Here is a 14,975-nt window from a genome sequence, read left to right as displayed (position 1 = left end):
TATAAAGCGCTTTCATAAATATTAGACAGGCAACGATTGATCGGGGTCTTGTTCTTGTTTCTTTAACACGACCCGTTTGATCGGCCCGACCAGCAGCAAATAGCTGAGGATCGCCGCAATCGCGTTAGCGCCGACAAACACAAGCGCGCCATTGAAAGATCCAGTGGCATTGACAATGTATCCGATAATAATCGGTGTTGTAATTGAGGCAATATTCCCGAAAGTGTTGAACAAACCGCCGCTTAATCCTGCACATTCTTTCGGAGACGTGTCCGACACGACAGCCCAGCCCAATGCGCCGAAGCCTTTTCCGAAAAACGCGAGCGACATAATGACAACGACGAGCCACGCTGAATCTGTGTAGTTGCAGACAATCATACTGCAAGACAGCAGCATGCCGGCAATGATTGGCACTTTTCTTGCAAAGGTCAGTGAACGGCCTTTTTTGAGTAAGATGTCTGACACAATACCTCCAAGCACGCCGCCGGCAAATCCGCACAGCGCCGGCAGGGAAGCGACAAACCCAGCTTCAAGAATAGACATGCCGCGGGCCTGAACCAAATATACCGGAAACCATGTGAGAAAGAAATAGGTGAGAGTCGTAATACAGTATTGCGCGATGTACACGCCAATCAGCATGCGGTTCGTTAACAGCTGTTTGATATACGGCCATTTCGATTCTGTTTCTTGTTTGCTTTTACTGTCATCCATGGAAATCAGCCCGCCGCCCTGTTCGATGTACGCAAGCTCAGCTTCATTAACCTTTGGGTGTTTTTTCGGTTCATACACCGTTTTTAGCCAGATGACAGCCAGAAGAATGCCTGCAATACCCATGACAACGAAGACGGAATGCCAGCCGAAAGAGTGGGTAAGCCAGCCCATTAAAGGAGAAAAAATGACGATTGCGAAGTATTGTGCTGAATTAAAAAAGGCTGAAGCTGTCCCGCGCTCGGAGCTTGGAAACCATGAGGCAACAACTCTGCCGTTTCCGGGAAATGAAGGCGCTTCTGATAAACCAACCAGAAAACGCAGTGCAAACAGCAGGATAATCGCTGTGCCGGCGGAGAAAAAGCCAATCGCCCCTTGCAGCAGCGTAAAAAACGACCAGAAAAAGATGCTTAACGCAATGATAGTCTTTGAACCAAAACGGTCCAGCAGCCAGCCGCCCGGAAGCTGTCCGATGACATAGGCCCAGCCAAAGGCAGAAAAGACATATCCCATGGCGACCGAGTCCAATCCCAAATCGTGCTGGACGGAATCTCCGGTGATGGAAAGCGTCGCTCGATCCGCGTAGTTAATAGAGGTCACAAGAAACAGCATAAACACGATGAACCAGCGCACGGACGTTTTTTTGCCCGCCGGTGTAACATTCGCAAAGTCTTTTTTCATAGTATCTTCTCCTTTTCAAAGTAGAGAATCATATGCTGGCTGTGATAAAGCCGGGAAAGAGACGCATGCCTCTTTCCAGCACCATTACGGCTTCACAAAAACGGTTTTGATCGCTGTGAAAAAGTCCTTCGCTGCCTCACCCTGTTCTCGGGAGTGGGAGCTCGACTGCTTCATGCCGCCAAAAGGCGCCTGCAGCTCAACACCTGCGCTTTCTGCATTGATCCGAACCAGCCCGGCATCGATTTCATCAATGAAAGAAAGCATTCGGCCGATGTTTTCCGTGAAGATGGATGCACTTAATCCGAACTTCACATCATTGGCGATGTTCAGCGCCTCTTCCATCGAGTCCACCTTGATCAAGGCGATCACCGGACCGAAAATTTCCTCCTGGGCAATTGTCATCTCAGATGTCACATTGTCAAAGATGGCAGGCTGAACATAATAGCCGTTTTGATACTTTCCGTTCTCCAGCTTTTCTCCTCCTATTAAAAGGGAAGCCCCCTCCTGTTTGCCTTTCTCAATGTATGACAGGCAGTTATCAAGCTGATTCTTGCTGGCAATCGGTCCCATCCAGACATCCTCTTTTAAGCTGTCTCCGATTGTAATATCTTTTGTGCGCTGGAGCAGTTTTTCTTTAAAGCGCTCATAAATTTCGCTTTGTACAATGACACGGCTTGTCGCGGTGCATTTCTGGCCGGTTGAACGGAAGGCCCCCGTTATGACAGCTTCGGCCGCAGCTTCAAGGTCAGCGTCATCAGCTACGATGACAGGGTTTTTGCCGCCCATCTCAAGCTGGTACTTGGCTCCCCTCGCTAAAGCGGCTTGCCCGATGATTTTTCCGACTTGATTTGAACCGGTAAACGTAACGGCGTTTACACCGTCATGCTCAGCAAGCCCCTGACCGACAACAGAACCCGGGCCTGTCACCAAATTGATGACCCCTGCCGGGAGCCCCGCTTCCTCAAAGCAGGCAATGATCTTCGCGCATGTCACAGCTGTTTCTGTCGCCGGTTTGATGACAACGGTATTGCCGTATACCAATGCCGGCGCCATTTTCCAAATCGGAATCGCCACTGGGAAGTTCCACGGAGAAATCACGCCGACCACACCGAGCGGAACACGGGTGGTAAACATGAGCGCGGCTTTGTCAGTAGACGGAATGACGTCACCCGTTTTTCGCATGCCCTCTCCGGCGTAATAGCGCAGAATGGCAATCCCACGGGCTGTTTCTCCCTTCGCTTCCGGCAATGTTTTACCCATTTCACGCGTTGCACAGGCGGCGATTTCCTCCAAGCGCTGCTCCATGATATCCGCTGTTTTGTATAAGTATTGGCCGCGCTCGGCACCCGTCAGCTTTCTCCAAGCCGTTTTGGCTTCATTGGCGGCGGCGACGGCACGTTCCACATCTTCAGCCATTGAATTCTGTACATATCCGACAATGTCATTCACATCGGCAGGGTTTTCGACCTTGACCAAATCGCCTGATTGAGACTTAACCCACTCTCCGTTAATAAAGTTGAGGTACGTGTTTTGTTCCGTGATCACAGACATGCCCATTGCCCCTTTCGTGTTTTTTCTGGTCAAACCGTCGCGGCTTTTTTCGGAAAACGGTCAGCCGCCTGCTTCAAAATTGCTTCCAATTGCTGATAATGATCTTTTTCAACCGGGCCGACAGGCGGTCTGGCTGTATTCCTTACATTCAAACCCATGATTTCCATACCGGCTTTAATCAAGGATACGGCGTAGCCTTTTCGTTGTTTGCGAATGTCGTTGATCGGCAGAATCACATGCCGATAGAGTTCCTTCACAAGCTCGTCATTTCCGTTTTTCAATGCATCATAGAACATTCGCGAAATATGCGGGATATAATTTGAAATCGCTGAAGAGTAAGAGTGGAACCCGATCGGCAGATAAGCCGGCATCGTCACTTCAGCCATCGGCATTCCGTTGAGCCATCCTAAGCGGTCGCCGATCGTATAGACGAGGTTGATATTCAAATCCATATTTCCTACCCCGTCTTTGACACCGACAAGCTGTTCACATTCGGTCAGACGTTTGATCTGTTCAACAGAGAGAACTGCGTTATCGCGCTGATAAAGAATCGCGTTCAAGTCAGTGCTTTCAATAATCGTTTTCGCATACTGGTACAGCCCCTCCTGTTCGCCATGCACCAAATACGGAGGCAGGATCAAGTAGCCGTCGGCGCCTTTTTTCTCCGACAGCTGCGCCCAATCAAGCGCTGTGCTGAGGTTGCCGCCCACCCCCGTGTAGACCGGCACCTTTCCTCCGGCTGCCGAGACTGCGACTTCCACCATTTGCTCATATTCCTTCTGGCTGAGAGATTGGAATTCACCAGACCCGCAAGCGATAAATATCGCTTCCAAGCCCTCATTCAGCAAAAACTCAATGTTTTGAAAAAGAGCTTCTTCCTCCAGTTTTCCTTGTGTGTTAAAAGGAGCAACCGGAAAACCTAAAATTCCAGCGGGTGCTTTTCTGATACGGCTCATCAACATAACCTCCTGTTATTTGTGTATACAGCCTCATCTGTAAGCGCTTTTATTAATTTTTCTTTCACATCCGCTCCTTCCCCATATATCCTTTTGTTTAATTGTAAGACAAATAAACAATAAGTCAATATCTTTATTTTCTGATATTTTATAAAAAAGCGGTAAATCACTGTCCGGCCGGGATTCTGCGCAGCAAAAAAACAGCCTGGTCAGCCGGCTGTTTGGTTTATATCCTTCTTTGTTTCATCGTCTCATGCAAAAGCTTTGCTTCCAAAAAAAACACGTGGATGAATTTTTTCATATTTATTCTAGCAGGTGCAAGGGGTTTTGCATCCTTGGATTGGAGTTCTTTCATTTTCTGGCTGACAACCGGAAAATCAAAGAATTTCGATGCATAGGTTTCAAATTTTGGATTCGAAAAATCAGTTGTGCCCAATGAAGCAAAATGGTGCAGCGAATGGATAATCGCTCTGCGGATACGCTGCTCCGAGGCTTTTATTTCGCGATTGACTTCCGTCTGTGAGGCCCCTGTCCCCAGCTTCCGTACCGCTACTTGGGTGAATATTTGTTTTAGCGAAGGGCTTTGTTTTTCGTGCGGCTCGGATTGCTCGTGTTCTGCTAAATACTGCAGGACCGCCATGAGATCATGTGCGCCGCCTTCTCCCATCATGCCCAGCTCGGACAACAGGAATGTTCCTGCCTCTTTTAAACCGCTGTCACTCTTCTGCTGGGGACGCGCTTTCCGTTCAGTCCGATTGACAAGCCGGCTTAGAGAATGCTGAATGGCTCCAATCGAGTGTTCAAGCTCGATCCGCTCCTTCACCTTTTGGAGAACCGTGACAATTTCAATGCGGTTAATCGGCTTATGGATAAAATATTCGATGCCGAGCGAGTACGCTTCCCCGACCATTTCCTTCGCCTCCACTTGAGAGATCATTACGATTTTGCCGGAGTACGTATTCTGGATCTGACGAATCGTCTCAATGCCGTCTCTTCCGGGCATTAACAGATCGATTAATAAAATATCAATCTGCTTAAATTGCAGCATATGCCCTTCCACTTGGCTTCCGTCGTCTGCTTCACCAGCAGCTTCCCCGAGATCTTCGTCCTCAATGATCTGCCTTAAAATTGACCGCACCGCACGGTCATCATCTGCAATAAAAAAACGCATAGCTTTCGGTTCACCCTTTCTGAATCAAATGCCGGACAGGCAGCCTGATGGCAAACACCACTCCCCGCTGCTGATTATCAAACGTGATATCCCCTTCTAGCTCAGTCACGATTTCCTTTACGTAGGAAAGTCCGATACCCGTAGAAGGCGTGCCAAATTCGTCATATTTTGAAGTAAAGCCCGGGTCAAACACAATGTCTCCGATTTTCTCGGAAATCCCGGGGCCATTGTCTTCCACCTGGAATTCTACCATACTCTCATTTGGCTTACGGAGCCTCAGGCTGACCATTCCCTCTTCATCCATAGCCTCTACCGCATTTGCTGTTAGATTATTAATGATCGAAAGCACGATAAATACGTGATATTCGTCATGCTCTCCCTCGATCGAGCAGTAAAAATCAATCTGCTTCCCTAGTGCTTCAGCGTACTTTTCATTCATTCGAATCACGAGCTGCAGCAAATCAGAAGCCCTCATATAATCTCTCAAACTCTCATTCGAAATCAGTTTTGAAAGCCCTGCGAATATCCGCTGGTTGTCCTTTTTCACTTCATGAATTTCTCCGGCCAGTCTCAGGATTCTGCCGCTCAGCTGAACATCCTTGCCCTTCATTTCCCGATAGAGCTGATACGAATCGTTTGTCACTTTCTCTGTCGTTTTCAATGTCTTTTTTAGGTGCACCGTTTCTTCATATAAATTGGAAACGATCATCAGCATGTGCTCGTGCTGCTGCCTTGTCTGTTTTTCTCTCGATTGTGTTTCATACAGCTTCAGCACACTATAAAAGCTCATCACAATAAATGTGTGAGAAATCGCAATCACCGCAATGTCAGTGATTTTCTCAGGCGTAACAACCGTATGAAAAATGAGAAATTGCACAGCCAGCTCGACACAATCTGACACAACTTCAATCATAAACCCAATGAAACCGAGCATAATCGGCCGTTCACGGAAACGATTGGCCTTTAATATGGAAAACAGACAGGCGTAAGTCATATAAAAGAAAAAGCCAGACGCTTGATCATACAGAATCGGAGTCAGTCCATTGTGTCCTCCGCCCCATAATTCCAGAAAGACGCGGAAAATGAAAACAGCCGCTCCAGTCAGAAAAACCGGCAGCACAGCGGGCACATGCCGCAACAATGATAAAAAGAAGAAAAAAACCGGTGCCCCAAAGCTGACCCGGAATTCTTCATTGAGGGGATAAAATTTCAGTTCACCGGCCAGCGGCACCGTAATCAGCATGAGAGCCAGTATATATCCGTCTTTTTCAATAAACCGTTCAAGTTTTATGTTGATCACATCCTCGCTTTTTATTTTGGGGAATCGGGAGAAAACCTGCAAATTGCTTTTGACCCAGAACATGAGGTTTTTATAAATCTTACTGCTTATTTTCAAAATGTTTTTGTCGTATTTTGTATGATTCTGTAGTCTCCATTATACAGTAATTATACCTTCCGCTATTATGAAAGCGTTTAACGCCCCTTTAGCCTTCGTTTTGATACACCTCAGTCCTTTAAGAAAAAAATCAGTGAGGAGGAATTCGATGAAAGAATTGATAAAAGAGCACCAGAAAGACATAAACCCGGCGTTACAGCTTCATGATTGGGTTGAATACTATCGCCCTTTTGCCGCCAATGGACAAAGCGCAAACTATATCCCCGCATTAGGAAAAGTCAATGATTCACAGCTCGGCATCTGTGTATTGGAGCCTGATGGAACGATGATACACGCCGGCGACTGGAACGTCTCTTTTACCCTGCAAAGCATTTCAAAAGTGATTAGCTTTATTGCCGCCTGCATGAGCCGCGGCATTCCCTATGTGCTTGACCGCGTAGATGTCGAGCCGACAGGTGACGCCTTTAATTCAATCATTCGGCTCGAAATCAACAAGCCGGGAAAGCCCTTCAATCCCATGATCAACGCGGGTGCCCTCACCATCGCTTCGATCCTTCCCGGAGAATCGGCATACGAAAAGCTCGAGTTTCTTTACTCGGTGATGGAAACTTTGATAGGAAAACGGCCGAGAATTCATGAGGAAGTATTCCGTTCTGAATGGGAAACCGCCCACCGCAACAGAGCGCTGGCCTACTATTTAAAAGAAACAAACTTTTTAGAAGCTGAAGTAGAAGAAACACTTGAGGTGTACTTGAAGCAATGCGCTATGGAGAGCACCACAGAAGATATTGCGTTGATCGGCCTGATCCTTGCTCATGACGGGTATCATCCGATTCGACGCGAGCAGGTGATTCCAAAAGATGTGGCAAAATTGGCCAAGGCATTAATGCTGACGTGCGGCATGTACAACGCTTCAGGCAAATATGCGGCGTTTGTCGGCGTGCCGGCCAAAAGCGGCGTCTCCGGCGGCATCATGGCGCTGGTGCCTCCAAGCGCCAGAAGAGAACAGCCTTTTCAATCCGGATGCGGCATCGGCATTTACGGGCCTGCCATTGATGAATACGGTAACAGCCTCACTGGCGGTATGCTGCTGAAGCATATGGCGCAGGAGTGGGAGCTCAGCATTTTTTAAACATGAAAAAAGAGGTGATTGTATGCAGCAAATCCTGGAACATATCGTCGGTATTGCAAATGATCTTTTGTGGTCAAAGCTATTAATTGTTTTGCTCCTTTCTCTGGGAATCTATTTTACGTTCAGGCTTAAGTTTTTACAGGTTCGCATGCTGAAAGAAATGGTCAGGGTATTAAGAGAAGGTGCTGCTTCCCGGTCAAAAAACAGCATTTCTCCGTTTCAAGCCTTTTGCATCAGCATGGCGGCCCGTGTCGGAACGGGAAATATTACGGGCATTGCCATCGCCATTGCACTCGGCGGGCCCGGTGCAATCTTCTGGATGTGGATTATCGCCATTATCGGATCAGCATCCAGCTTTGTGGAAAGCACACTGGCTCAGATTTATAAAGTAAAAGATGTAAACGGCTTCCGCGGCGGGCCGGCGTATTACATGGAAAAAGGGCTGAACAAAAGGTGGATGGGCGCGCTGTTCGCTGTGTTAATCACCTTATCGTTCGGTATCGTCTTCAACTCGGTTCAATCCAATACAGTCAGCCTTGCCTTTGAAAACGCGTTTGGCACAAACCGCCTGACATTGGGACTCATTTTAATTGCTGTATTCGGCACGATTATTTTTGGCGGAGTCAAGCGCATTGCAAAGCTGGCTGAATCCATTGTCGTCGTATTGGCTGTCCTGTATATCGGAGTTGCGTTTTTCGTCATTTTCACCAACATTACGCAGCTGCCAAGTGTGCTTGCGCTAATCGTGAAAAATGCGTTTGGTTTTGACCAGGCCGCCGGCGGGGCTTTGGGCGCGGCACTCATGCAAGGCGTCAGACGGGGAATCTTTTCAAACGAAGCGGGAATGGGAAGCGCACCGAATGCCGCTGCCACCGCCACAACAAGCCATCCCGTCAAACAGGGGCTGATCCAAGCTTTTGGTGTACTGACAGATACACTGGTCATTTGTACAAGCACCGCCTTTATCATCCTGTTTTCGGATGCCTATCATACTCCGGGTCTGAGCGGAATCGCCTTGACACAAGCCTCTCTCAGCTCCCATGTCGGATCATGGGCATCAGGCTTTCTCGCCATTCTGATTTTGTTATTCGGATTCTGTGCTTTAATCGGAAACTATTATTATGGCGAAACCAATATCGGCTTTTTGAACAAAAGCAAAAAACTGATTTTTGTCTACCGTATCGGCGTGCTGGCAATGATCGTGTTTGGCTGTGTTGCCAAAGTCCAGCTCGTCTGGGATCTTGCTGATTTGTTCATGGGTTTGATGGTCGTCGTGAATTTAATCGCGATTTTCTTACTATCAAAAGTTGTTTTTACGGCGCTGAAAGACTATACACGCCAGAAAAAAGCAGGCAAAGATCCGGTCTTTTATAAAAATGTGCTCAAAAACCACAATGGCATTGAGTGCTGGCCGGTTTCAGACACAAAGACTGACACGCACAACAAACAAATATCATAAGAAAAGGGTGTTCAGACATATGGGCTGAACACCTTTCCCTTTTTGCGTTTATTGACAAACACGTAAGCCTCCATTACGATTTTCATATCTTTTTCAAAAAAATCTGAAAGAAGGCATCGGTACATTCTATGAATCCTATCCAACACATACTAGATACATACCCGCTTATTGTGCTAGACGGCGCCATGGCGACCGAGCTTGAACGCAAGGGCTGTGATTTGAACGACAGTCTGTGGTCAGCAAAAATCCTGATGGAAGAGCCGGAGCTGATTAAACAAGTTCATACTGATTATTTTGCGGCAGGTGCCGATTGTGCAATCACCGCCAGCTATCAGTCTACATTTGAAGGCTTTGCCGCACGCGGGCTGAGCGAAGCGGAAGCACGCCGGCTCATCGAGTTGTCCGTCAGCATCGCAGCTGAAGCACGTGATGAATTTTGGTCGCTTAAAGAGAACCGTTTGAATCGGCCAAAACCCATCATTGCGGCTTCTATAGGCCCTTATGGCGCTTATCTTGCAGACGGGTCTGAGTATCGCGGCAACTACGCAATATCAGAAGATGAACTGATTGAATTTCATCGCCCCCGGATGAAGGCGCTGATTGAAGCCGGAGCTGATGTATTGGCATGCGAAACGATTCCGTGTCTGACTGAAGCCAAAGCGATTGTTCGGCTGTTGAAGGAATTTCCTGAAACGTATGCATGGATCAGCTTCAGTGCTAAAGACGGCCTGCATATCAGTGACGGAACACCTGCATCTGATTGCGCATCATGGCTTGATGAACACCGCCAAATTGCAGCACTCGGCATCAACTGCACGCCGCTTCAGCATATCCCTTCCTTGATAGAGGAGTTAAAAAAGAACACGTCAAAACCGATCATTGTCTACCCGAATTCAGGTGAGCAATATGATCCGGAAACAAAAACGTGGAACGGCGCAGCATGCGCAGAATCTTACGGGGCGAGCGCCCGCACCTGGCATGAAAAAGGAGCGAGGCTGATTGGCGGCTGCTGCCGGACAAAACCCGAAAATATTCAAGAAATTGCGGCTTGGGCCCGCTCTTTAAAAACAACTTGACTTATCGGAATAGTTTGTATATTCTAACTTAAAGCCGGTTCGCCGGAGTCTCGTGTCACTTTCTGACATGAGATTTTTTATTAGGAGGAAATAAATCGCTGATAGAAAGTTGGAAAAAGATGAACTCTGCCCACAACAAGAATGAGACAACCTTTCAGAGAAGTATGAAAAGCCGGCACCTCTTTATGCTTTCCTTGGGAGGTGTCATCGGAACCGGGCTGTTTTTAAGCTCAGGTTATACCATTCAGCAAGCAGGCCCGGCCGGAACGATACTCGCCTACTTAGTCGGGGCCGGCATCGTCTATCTGGTCATGCTATGCCTCGGTGAGCTGTCAGTCGCCATGCCTGTGACCGGCGCCTTTCACACCTATGCAGCCAAATACATAGGGCCGGGCACCGGATTTACGGTTGCTTGGCTGTACTGGCTGACATGGACCGTGGCATTGGGATCAGAATTCACAGCAGCCGGCCTGTTAATGCAGCGCTGGTTCCCCCATACATCGGTTTGGATGTGGAGTGCCGTCTTTGCGCTGTTCATTTTCTTGCTTAACGCATTTTCGGTCAAGTTTTTCGCTGAATCAGAATTTTGGTTTTCCAGCATCAAAGTATTAGCCATTGTATTATTTATTCTTTTAGGCGGCTCTGCCATGTTCGGCATCATCCCGATCAAAGGCGGAGAAGCCGCACCGATGCTGTCCAACTTCATGGCGGAAGGCGGGCTTTTTCCAAATGGATTTGTCCCGATTTTGATGACGATGCTGTCCGTTAATTTTGCCTTTTCGGGAACGGAACTAATCGGAATCGCAGCCGGTGAAAGCGTTGATCCTGACAAGACAATACCAAAAGCGATTAAAACAACGGTCTGGCGTCTCTCACTCTTCTTTGTCGGAACAATTTTTGTGCTGTCAGGGCTGATTCCGATTCAAGATGCAGGTGTCATCAAAAGCCCGTTTGTCGCTGTCTTTGACAGAGTCGGTGTACCATACGCAGCCGATATCATGAACTTTGTTATCCTAACAGCGATCCTGTCAGCGGCTAATTCCGGACTCTACGCTTCTTCCCGGATGCTGTGGTCTTTATCAAAAGAAAAAACGCTTCATCCCACATTTGCAAAGCTGACGTCAAAAGGAACCCCTTTTAACGCGCTAGTGTTCAGCATGATCGGCGGCATTCTGTCATTGCTGTCCAGCGTATTTGCGCCAGACACTGTATACGTTGTGCTCGTGTCGATTTCCGGTTTTGCCGTCGTTGTCGTGTGGATGGGTATCGCTGCTTCTCAATTCATGTTTAGAAAACGTTATATCGAAGCGGGAAACAAGGTTACTGATTTGAAATACAGAACCCCTTTGTATCCGTTCGTGCCGATTGCAGCGTTTCTGTTATGCCTGGCTTCCGTCATTGGCATTGCCTTTGATCCGAATCAAAGAATCGCACTGTATTGCGGCGTTCCGTTTATGGCCATTTGCTATGCAATATATTATGTGAAAAACCGCAAAAGCCAGCCGACTGCTGATATGACTCATTCAAAATAAAAAGAACCTGCCTCCGGGCAGGTTCTTTTTCGATTTTCACACTTCCACTGTCCAGTTAAACGGGCCTTTCACCTTGCCAAGCTGAATATCTGTTATCGTTTCATACAGCTTTTTCGAGAGGTCCCCGATTTGCCCGTCTCCTACAATCACCGTTTTTCCATGAATGTTGAGTTCACCGACAGGCGTAACGACGGCTGCCGTGCCTGTGCCGAAGACCTCTGTCAATTCTCCGCGTGCAGAGGCCGCATACACCTCATCAATCGATATTCTCTCTTCACGAACCGGAATGCCCCAGCTTCGAATCAATTCAATCGCAGACGCACGTGTAACCCCGCTTAAAATGCTTCCGCTTAAAGCAGGTGTGACAGCTTCCCCGTTTATGACGAAAAAGATGTTCATGCTCCCTACTTCTTCCACATATTTCTTTTCGATGGCGTCCAGCCACAGTACCTGGTCATAGCCCAGTTCATTCGCTTTCCGCTGTGCCTGAAGACTGGCGGCATAGTTTCCAGCCGTTTTTGCAAACCCGACTCCTTTGTTGACCGCCCGCACATACTCATCTTCGACATAGATTCTAACCGGCTTCAGCTGATCGTCGCCATAATAGGAGCCGACAGGCGAAAGCACGATCATAAATGTATAGCTCCTGGATGCCTTCACACCGAGACTCGGTTCTGTGGCAATGACAAAAGGACGAATATACAGTGACGTTCCTTTTTTCTTTGGAACCCAATCTTTCTCCAGCTCAACTAATTGTGTCAATGCCTCAAGGACCAGCTCTTCGTCTAAAGGGGGCATGCTCATGCGCTCACACGATCTGTTCAGCCGTTTGATATTTTGACCCGGACGGAACAGGAGCACCCTGCCATCCTCTGTTCTGTATGCTTTTAATCCTTCAAAAACAGCCTGGCCGTAATGAAAAACAGATGAAGACGGATCGAGCGTAAGCGGTGCGTACGGTGCAATTCTTGGATGATGCCATCCAATTCCCTCTTCGTAGTCCATCACAAACATATAATCTGTAAAATATTGTCCAAACCCCAAGGAAGACGGGTCGGGCTTTTCCTTATAATATACAGTTTTTTCTCGTTCAATAAGCTTATTCAATCTAATCAGCACACCTTTCGCATAATTGTTTAAATATTCAGTCTTTTTAAAGCTACAAAAAGTATACAGCCTTTCCTTTCATGATACGCCGCTTCACACCGATAAATTTCAGAATATTCTTTAGGATCATCAGCTATTATACACCACATTCATTGTCAGATGAAGCTGAAATTAAGAAAAACAGCCAGTTTTATTCTGGCTGTTTGATTTAGACCGCTAAACAAAGGACGACAATGTGGCAAATCAGCAAAATATACACTGCGAATACAAATTGCCAATTGATCTTCCGCGCCCATGCAAACACCACCATCAAAACAGGCAGCATCACAGTCCCCGCCAGCTTGTTAACCGTCAGATCCGGACTGTTCGCAACATCATAATGAATCGGCATCTGCGTCGGCAGAAAAGGGTAAAATACAATTGAAAGGATGAATGCAGCAATCACTGCTCCCCACAGCACTTTTCCATTCGTCAATAAAAACATAAAACCACCATTCCCTTCTTAAAACACATTGCTTTATGAATGATATGACTGTTCTACGGTGAATTTCGTTCGGTCTCCCCGGGTAATAATTTGCGCATATTCCACCACTTCTTCATTTTTATCATAGGTAAGGGATTCTGATAAAAACGCAGGCGCTCCGACATTGGTTAATAAGTGGCCGCTGATCGTTTCATCCGTTAAAATCGGTTCGATCGATTCCGTGCCCCTGCTGATTTCAATATTGTATTTTGTCCTTAACAATTCAAACAGCGAGCCGGTGCATTCCTCCTGCGCCAGCCCCGGTGCCGCCTTCCAGGGAATATATGAGGTATGATACTGCAAAGGTTCCCCCTCGGCGTATCTGACTCTGACAAGCTTGTTGACAGGTTCATTCTCTTTCATTTTCAAAAGCTCGGCAATGGAGTGATCGGCAGGAATCACCACAAGCTCAAGCACTTTTGATTCGGAACGAAGTCCTCTCATTTGTTCTGCAAAGCTCGTAATCTTATGCGGAATCGGCGTTTGTATTTTTGCCGCCGATACAAATGTCCCTTTTCCTTGAATTCTTTTAATATATCCCTCAAGCTCTAGCTGCTGCAGAGCCAGTCTCACAGTTGTTCTGCTGACATCATATTGTTCGCAAAACTCACTCTCCGTCGGCAGCTGATCATTCGCCTGATATTTGCCCGATTTAATTAACTCAATGATCTTAAACTTGATAACAGAATATAAAGCTGTCATTTCATTCTCCCCATTCTGTATGCAATCCGTTCTTTTTCATTGAGACCATAATACCATTTGCCATCCCAATATGAAAGATTTGTATCCTTCTTTTATAACAAATTTTCAGAAATTAATATTGACAGTTTAATAATGGTGGTGCTAAATTCGTAATGACAAGTATCATAAATTGGTCATAACAAATATGGTGCTTGTCTATCTCTTTGAGGGGGTGTCACATGAAGATTCTGATCGCCGAGCACTACGAAGAACTCTGTAAGTTAAGCGCTGCCATTATTAAAGAACAAATACAAGCTAAGAGAGATGCCGTTCTCGGCCTGGCAACAGGAAGCACACCGGTCGGCTTGTATAAGCAGTTGATTTCAGACTATCAGGCAGGCAAAATTGATTTTTCAAAGGTTACTACATTTAATTTGGATGAATACGCTGGTCTCTCTCCATCTCATCCGCAAAGTTATAACCATTTTATGCATGAGCATCTTTTTCAGCATATCAATATGCAGCCTGATCATATTCATATCCCGCAAGGAGACAATCCGCAGCTTGAGGCGGCATGCAAAGTATACGAGGATCTCATCCGCCAGGCGGGAGGCATTGATGTCCAAATTCTCGGCATCGGCGCCAATGGCCATATCGGTTTCAATGAACCGGGATCTGATTTTGAGGACCGGACACGTGTTGTGAAGCTCTCGGAAAGCACGATACAGGCAAATGCCAGATTCTTCGGCGGTGATCCGGTGCTGGTGCCGAGACTCGCGATTTCAATGGGCATTAAAACCATCATGGAATTCAGCAAACATATTGTGCTTTTAGCAAGCGGCGAGGAAAAAGCAGACGCCATTCAAAAGATGGCTGAAGGTCCTGTCACGACAGAAGTACCAGCCTCCATTCTTCAAAATCACAATCATGTAACCGTTATCGCCGATTATAAAGCAGCTCAAAAATTAAAGAGTGCATCATTCTCATAACACAATAAAAGGA

Annotated in this window: 13 protein-coding genes; 5 read left to right on the top strand and 8 right to left on the bottom strand. The window is 46.9% G+C overall.

Going from position 1 to position 14,975, the window contains the following annotated elements:
• Positions 1–21: 21 nt before the first annotated feature.
• The 5 genes from gudP to glnK all read right to left on the bottom strand — a co-directional run bounded on the left by gudP (position 22) and on the right by glnK (position 6,310).
• The gene (gene gudP / locus MKY10_RS01475) at positions 22–1,389 is read right to left on the bottom strand and encodes a glucarate transporter GudP (RefSeq protein WP_014475680.1); all 1,368 of its coding nucleotides are present in this window, start codon (positions 1,387–1,389) and stop codon (positions 22–24) included.
• An 84-nt stretch (positions 1,390–1,473) separates the two neighbouring features.
• Positions 1,474–2,940, bottom strand: a complete 1,467-nt coding sequence (gene gucD / locus MKY10_RS01470) for an alpha-ketoglutaric semialdehyde dehydrogenase GucD (protein ID WP_048654985.1) — start codon at positions 2,938–2,940, stop codon at positions 1,474–1,476.
• Positions 2,941–2,969: 29 nt separating this feature from the next.
• The gene (kdgD, locus tag MKY10_RS01465) at positions 2,970–3,896 is read right to left on the bottom strand and encodes a 5-dehydro-4-deoxyglucarate dehydratase (protein ID WP_003246372.1); all 927 of its coding nucleotides are present in this window, start codon (positions 3,894–3,896) and stop codon (positions 2,970–2,972) included.
• A 226-nt stretch (positions 3,897–4,122) separates the two neighbouring features.
• Positions 4,123–5,067: a glutamine utilization two-component system response regulator GlnL gene (gene glnL / locus MKY10_RS01460; RefSeq protein WP_029317240.1), complete on the bottom strand. Its 945-nt coding sequence runs from the start codon at positions 5,065–5,067 to the stop codon at positions 4,123–4,125.
• A 10-nt stretch (positions 5,068–5,077) separates the two neighbouring features.
• On the bottom strand, positions 5,078–6,310 hold the full coding sequence (glnK, locus tag MKY10_RS01455; RefSeq protein ID WP_114523716.1) for a two-component system sensor histidine kinase GlnK: 1,233 nt from the start codon (positions 6,308–6,310) through the stop codon (positions 5,078–5,080).
• Positions 6,311–6,611: 301 nt separating this feature from the next.
• Between glnK and MKY10_RS01450 the strand changes: the two genes are divergently transcribed.
• From MKY10_RS01450 to mmuP, 4 genes are all read left to right on the top strand, one after another.
• Positions 6,612–7,595 carry a glutaminase gene (locus MKY10_RS01450; protein ID WP_014475676.1) on the top strand — a complete coding sequence of 328 codons (984 nt, stop codon included), beginning with the start codon at positions 6,612–6,614 and terminating at the stop codon, positions 7,593–7,595.
• Positions 7,596–7,617: 22 nt separating this feature from the next.
• Positions 7,618–9,054: an alanine/glycine:cation symporter family protein gene (locus MKY10_RS01445; protein WP_015252919.1), complete on the top strand. Its 1,437-nt coding sequence runs from the start codon at positions 7,618–7,620 to the stop codon at positions 9,052–9,054.
• A 128-nt stretch (positions 9,055–9,182) separates the two neighbouring features.
• Positions 9,183–10,130, top strand: a complete 948-nt coding sequence (gene mmuM, locus MKY10_RS01440) for a homocysteine S-methyltransferase (RefSeq protein ID WP_015252920.1) — start codon at positions 9,183–9,185, stop codon at positions 10,128–10,130.
• A 119-nt stretch (positions 10,131–10,249) separates the two neighbouring features.
• On the top strand, positions 10,250–11,662 hold the full coding sequence (gene mmuP, locus MKY10_RS01435) for an S-methylmethionine permease (RefSeq protein ID WP_015252921.1): 1,413 nt from the start codon (positions 10,250–10,252) through the stop codon (positions 11,660–11,662).
• A gap of 36 nt (positions 11,663–11,698) precedes the next feature.
• On the opposite strand, the gene MKY10_RS01430 is transcribed toward mmuP, so the two are convergent.
• The 3 genes from MKY10_RS01430 to gamR form a co-directional block, all read right to left on the bottom strand.
• Complete coding sequence (locus MKY10_RS01430; protein ID WP_339226068.1) at positions 11,699–12,769, bottom strand: branched-chain amino acid aminotransferase; 1,071 nt, start codon at positions 12,767–12,769, stop codon at positions 11,699–11,701.
• A 208-nt stretch (positions 12,770–12,977) separates the two neighbouring features.
• Complete coding sequence (locus MKY10_RS01425; RefSeq protein WP_015252923.1) at positions 12,978–13,253, bottom strand: DUF1648 domain-containing protein; 276 nt, start codon at positions 13,251–13,253, stop codon at positions 12,978–12,980.
• A 33-nt stretch (positions 13,254–13,286) separates the two neighbouring features.
• Complete coding sequence (gamR, locus tag MKY10_RS01420; protein WP_003234841.1) at positions 13,287–13,994, bottom strand: transcriptional regulator GamR; 708 nt, start codon at positions 13,992–13,994, stop codon at positions 13,287–13,289.
• Positions 13,995–14,212: 218 nt separating this feature from the next.
• On the opposite strand from gamR, the gene nagB reads away from it, so the two are divergent.
• On the top strand, positions 14,213–14,962 hold the full coding sequence (gene nagB / locus MKY10_RS01415) for a glucosamine-6-phosphate deaminase (protein WP_044052651.1): 750 nt from the start codon (positions 14,213–14,215) through the stop codon (positions 14,960–14,962).
• Positions 14,963–14,975: the final 13 nt, after the last annotated feature.

The sequence above is a fragment of the Bacillus sp. FSL P4-0290 genome (genome assembly GCF_037975435.1).
GTDB lineage: Bacteria > Bacillota > Bacilli > Bacillales > Bacillaceae > Bacillus > Bacillus subtilis.
Note: the sequence above shows the minus strand (reverse complement) of the source record. Positions and strands in the feature narration are given on the sequence as shown.

Bases quoted from the DNA above. Each gene is read 5' to 3' on its own strand.
- gudP (WP_014475680.1), bottom strand. From the start codon at position 1,389: ATGAAAAAAGACTTTGCGAATGTTACACCGGCGGGCAAAAAAACGTCC.
- gucD (WP_048654985.1), bottom strand. From the start codon at position 2,940: ATGTCTGTGATCACGGAACAAAACACGTACCTCAACTTTATTAACGGA.
- kdgD (WP_003246372.1), bottom strand. From the start codon at position 3,896: ATGAGCCGTATCAGAAAAGCACCCGCTGGAATTTTAGGTTTTCCGGTT.
- glnL (WP_029317240.1), bottom strand. From the start codon at position 5,067: ATGCGTTTTTTTATTGCAGATGATGACCGTGCGGTGCGGTCAATTTTA.
- glnK (WP_114523716.1), bottom strand. From the start codon at position 6,310: ATGCTGATTACGGTGCCGCTGGCCGGTGAACTGAAATTTTATCCCCTC.
- MKY10_RS01450 (WP_014475676.1), top strand. From the start codon at position 6,612: ATGAAAGAATTGATAAAAGAGCACCAGAAAGACATAAACCCGGCGTTA.
- MKY10_RS01445 (WP_015252919.1), top strand. From the start codon at position 7,618: ATGCAGCAAATCCTGGAACATATCGTCGGTATTGCAAATGATCTTTTG.
- mmuM (WP_015252920.1), top strand. From the start codon at position 9,183: ATGAATCCTATCCAACACATACTAGATACATACCCGCTTATTGTGCTA.
- mmuP (WP_015252921.1), top strand. From the start codon at position 10,250: ATGAACTCTGCCCACAACAAGAATGAGACAACCTTTCAGAGAAGTATG.
- MKY10_RS01425 (WP_015252923.1), bottom strand. From the start codon at position 13,253: ATGTTTTTATTGACGAATGGAAAAGTGCTGTGGGGAGCAGTGATTGCT.
- gamR (WP_003234841.1), bottom strand. From the start codon at position 13,994: ATGACAGCTTTATATTCTGTTATCAAGTTTAAGATCATTGAGTTAATT.
- nagB (WP_044052651.1), top strand. From the start codon at position 14,213: ATGAAGATTCTGATCGCCGAGCACTACGAAGAACTCTGTAAGTTAAGC.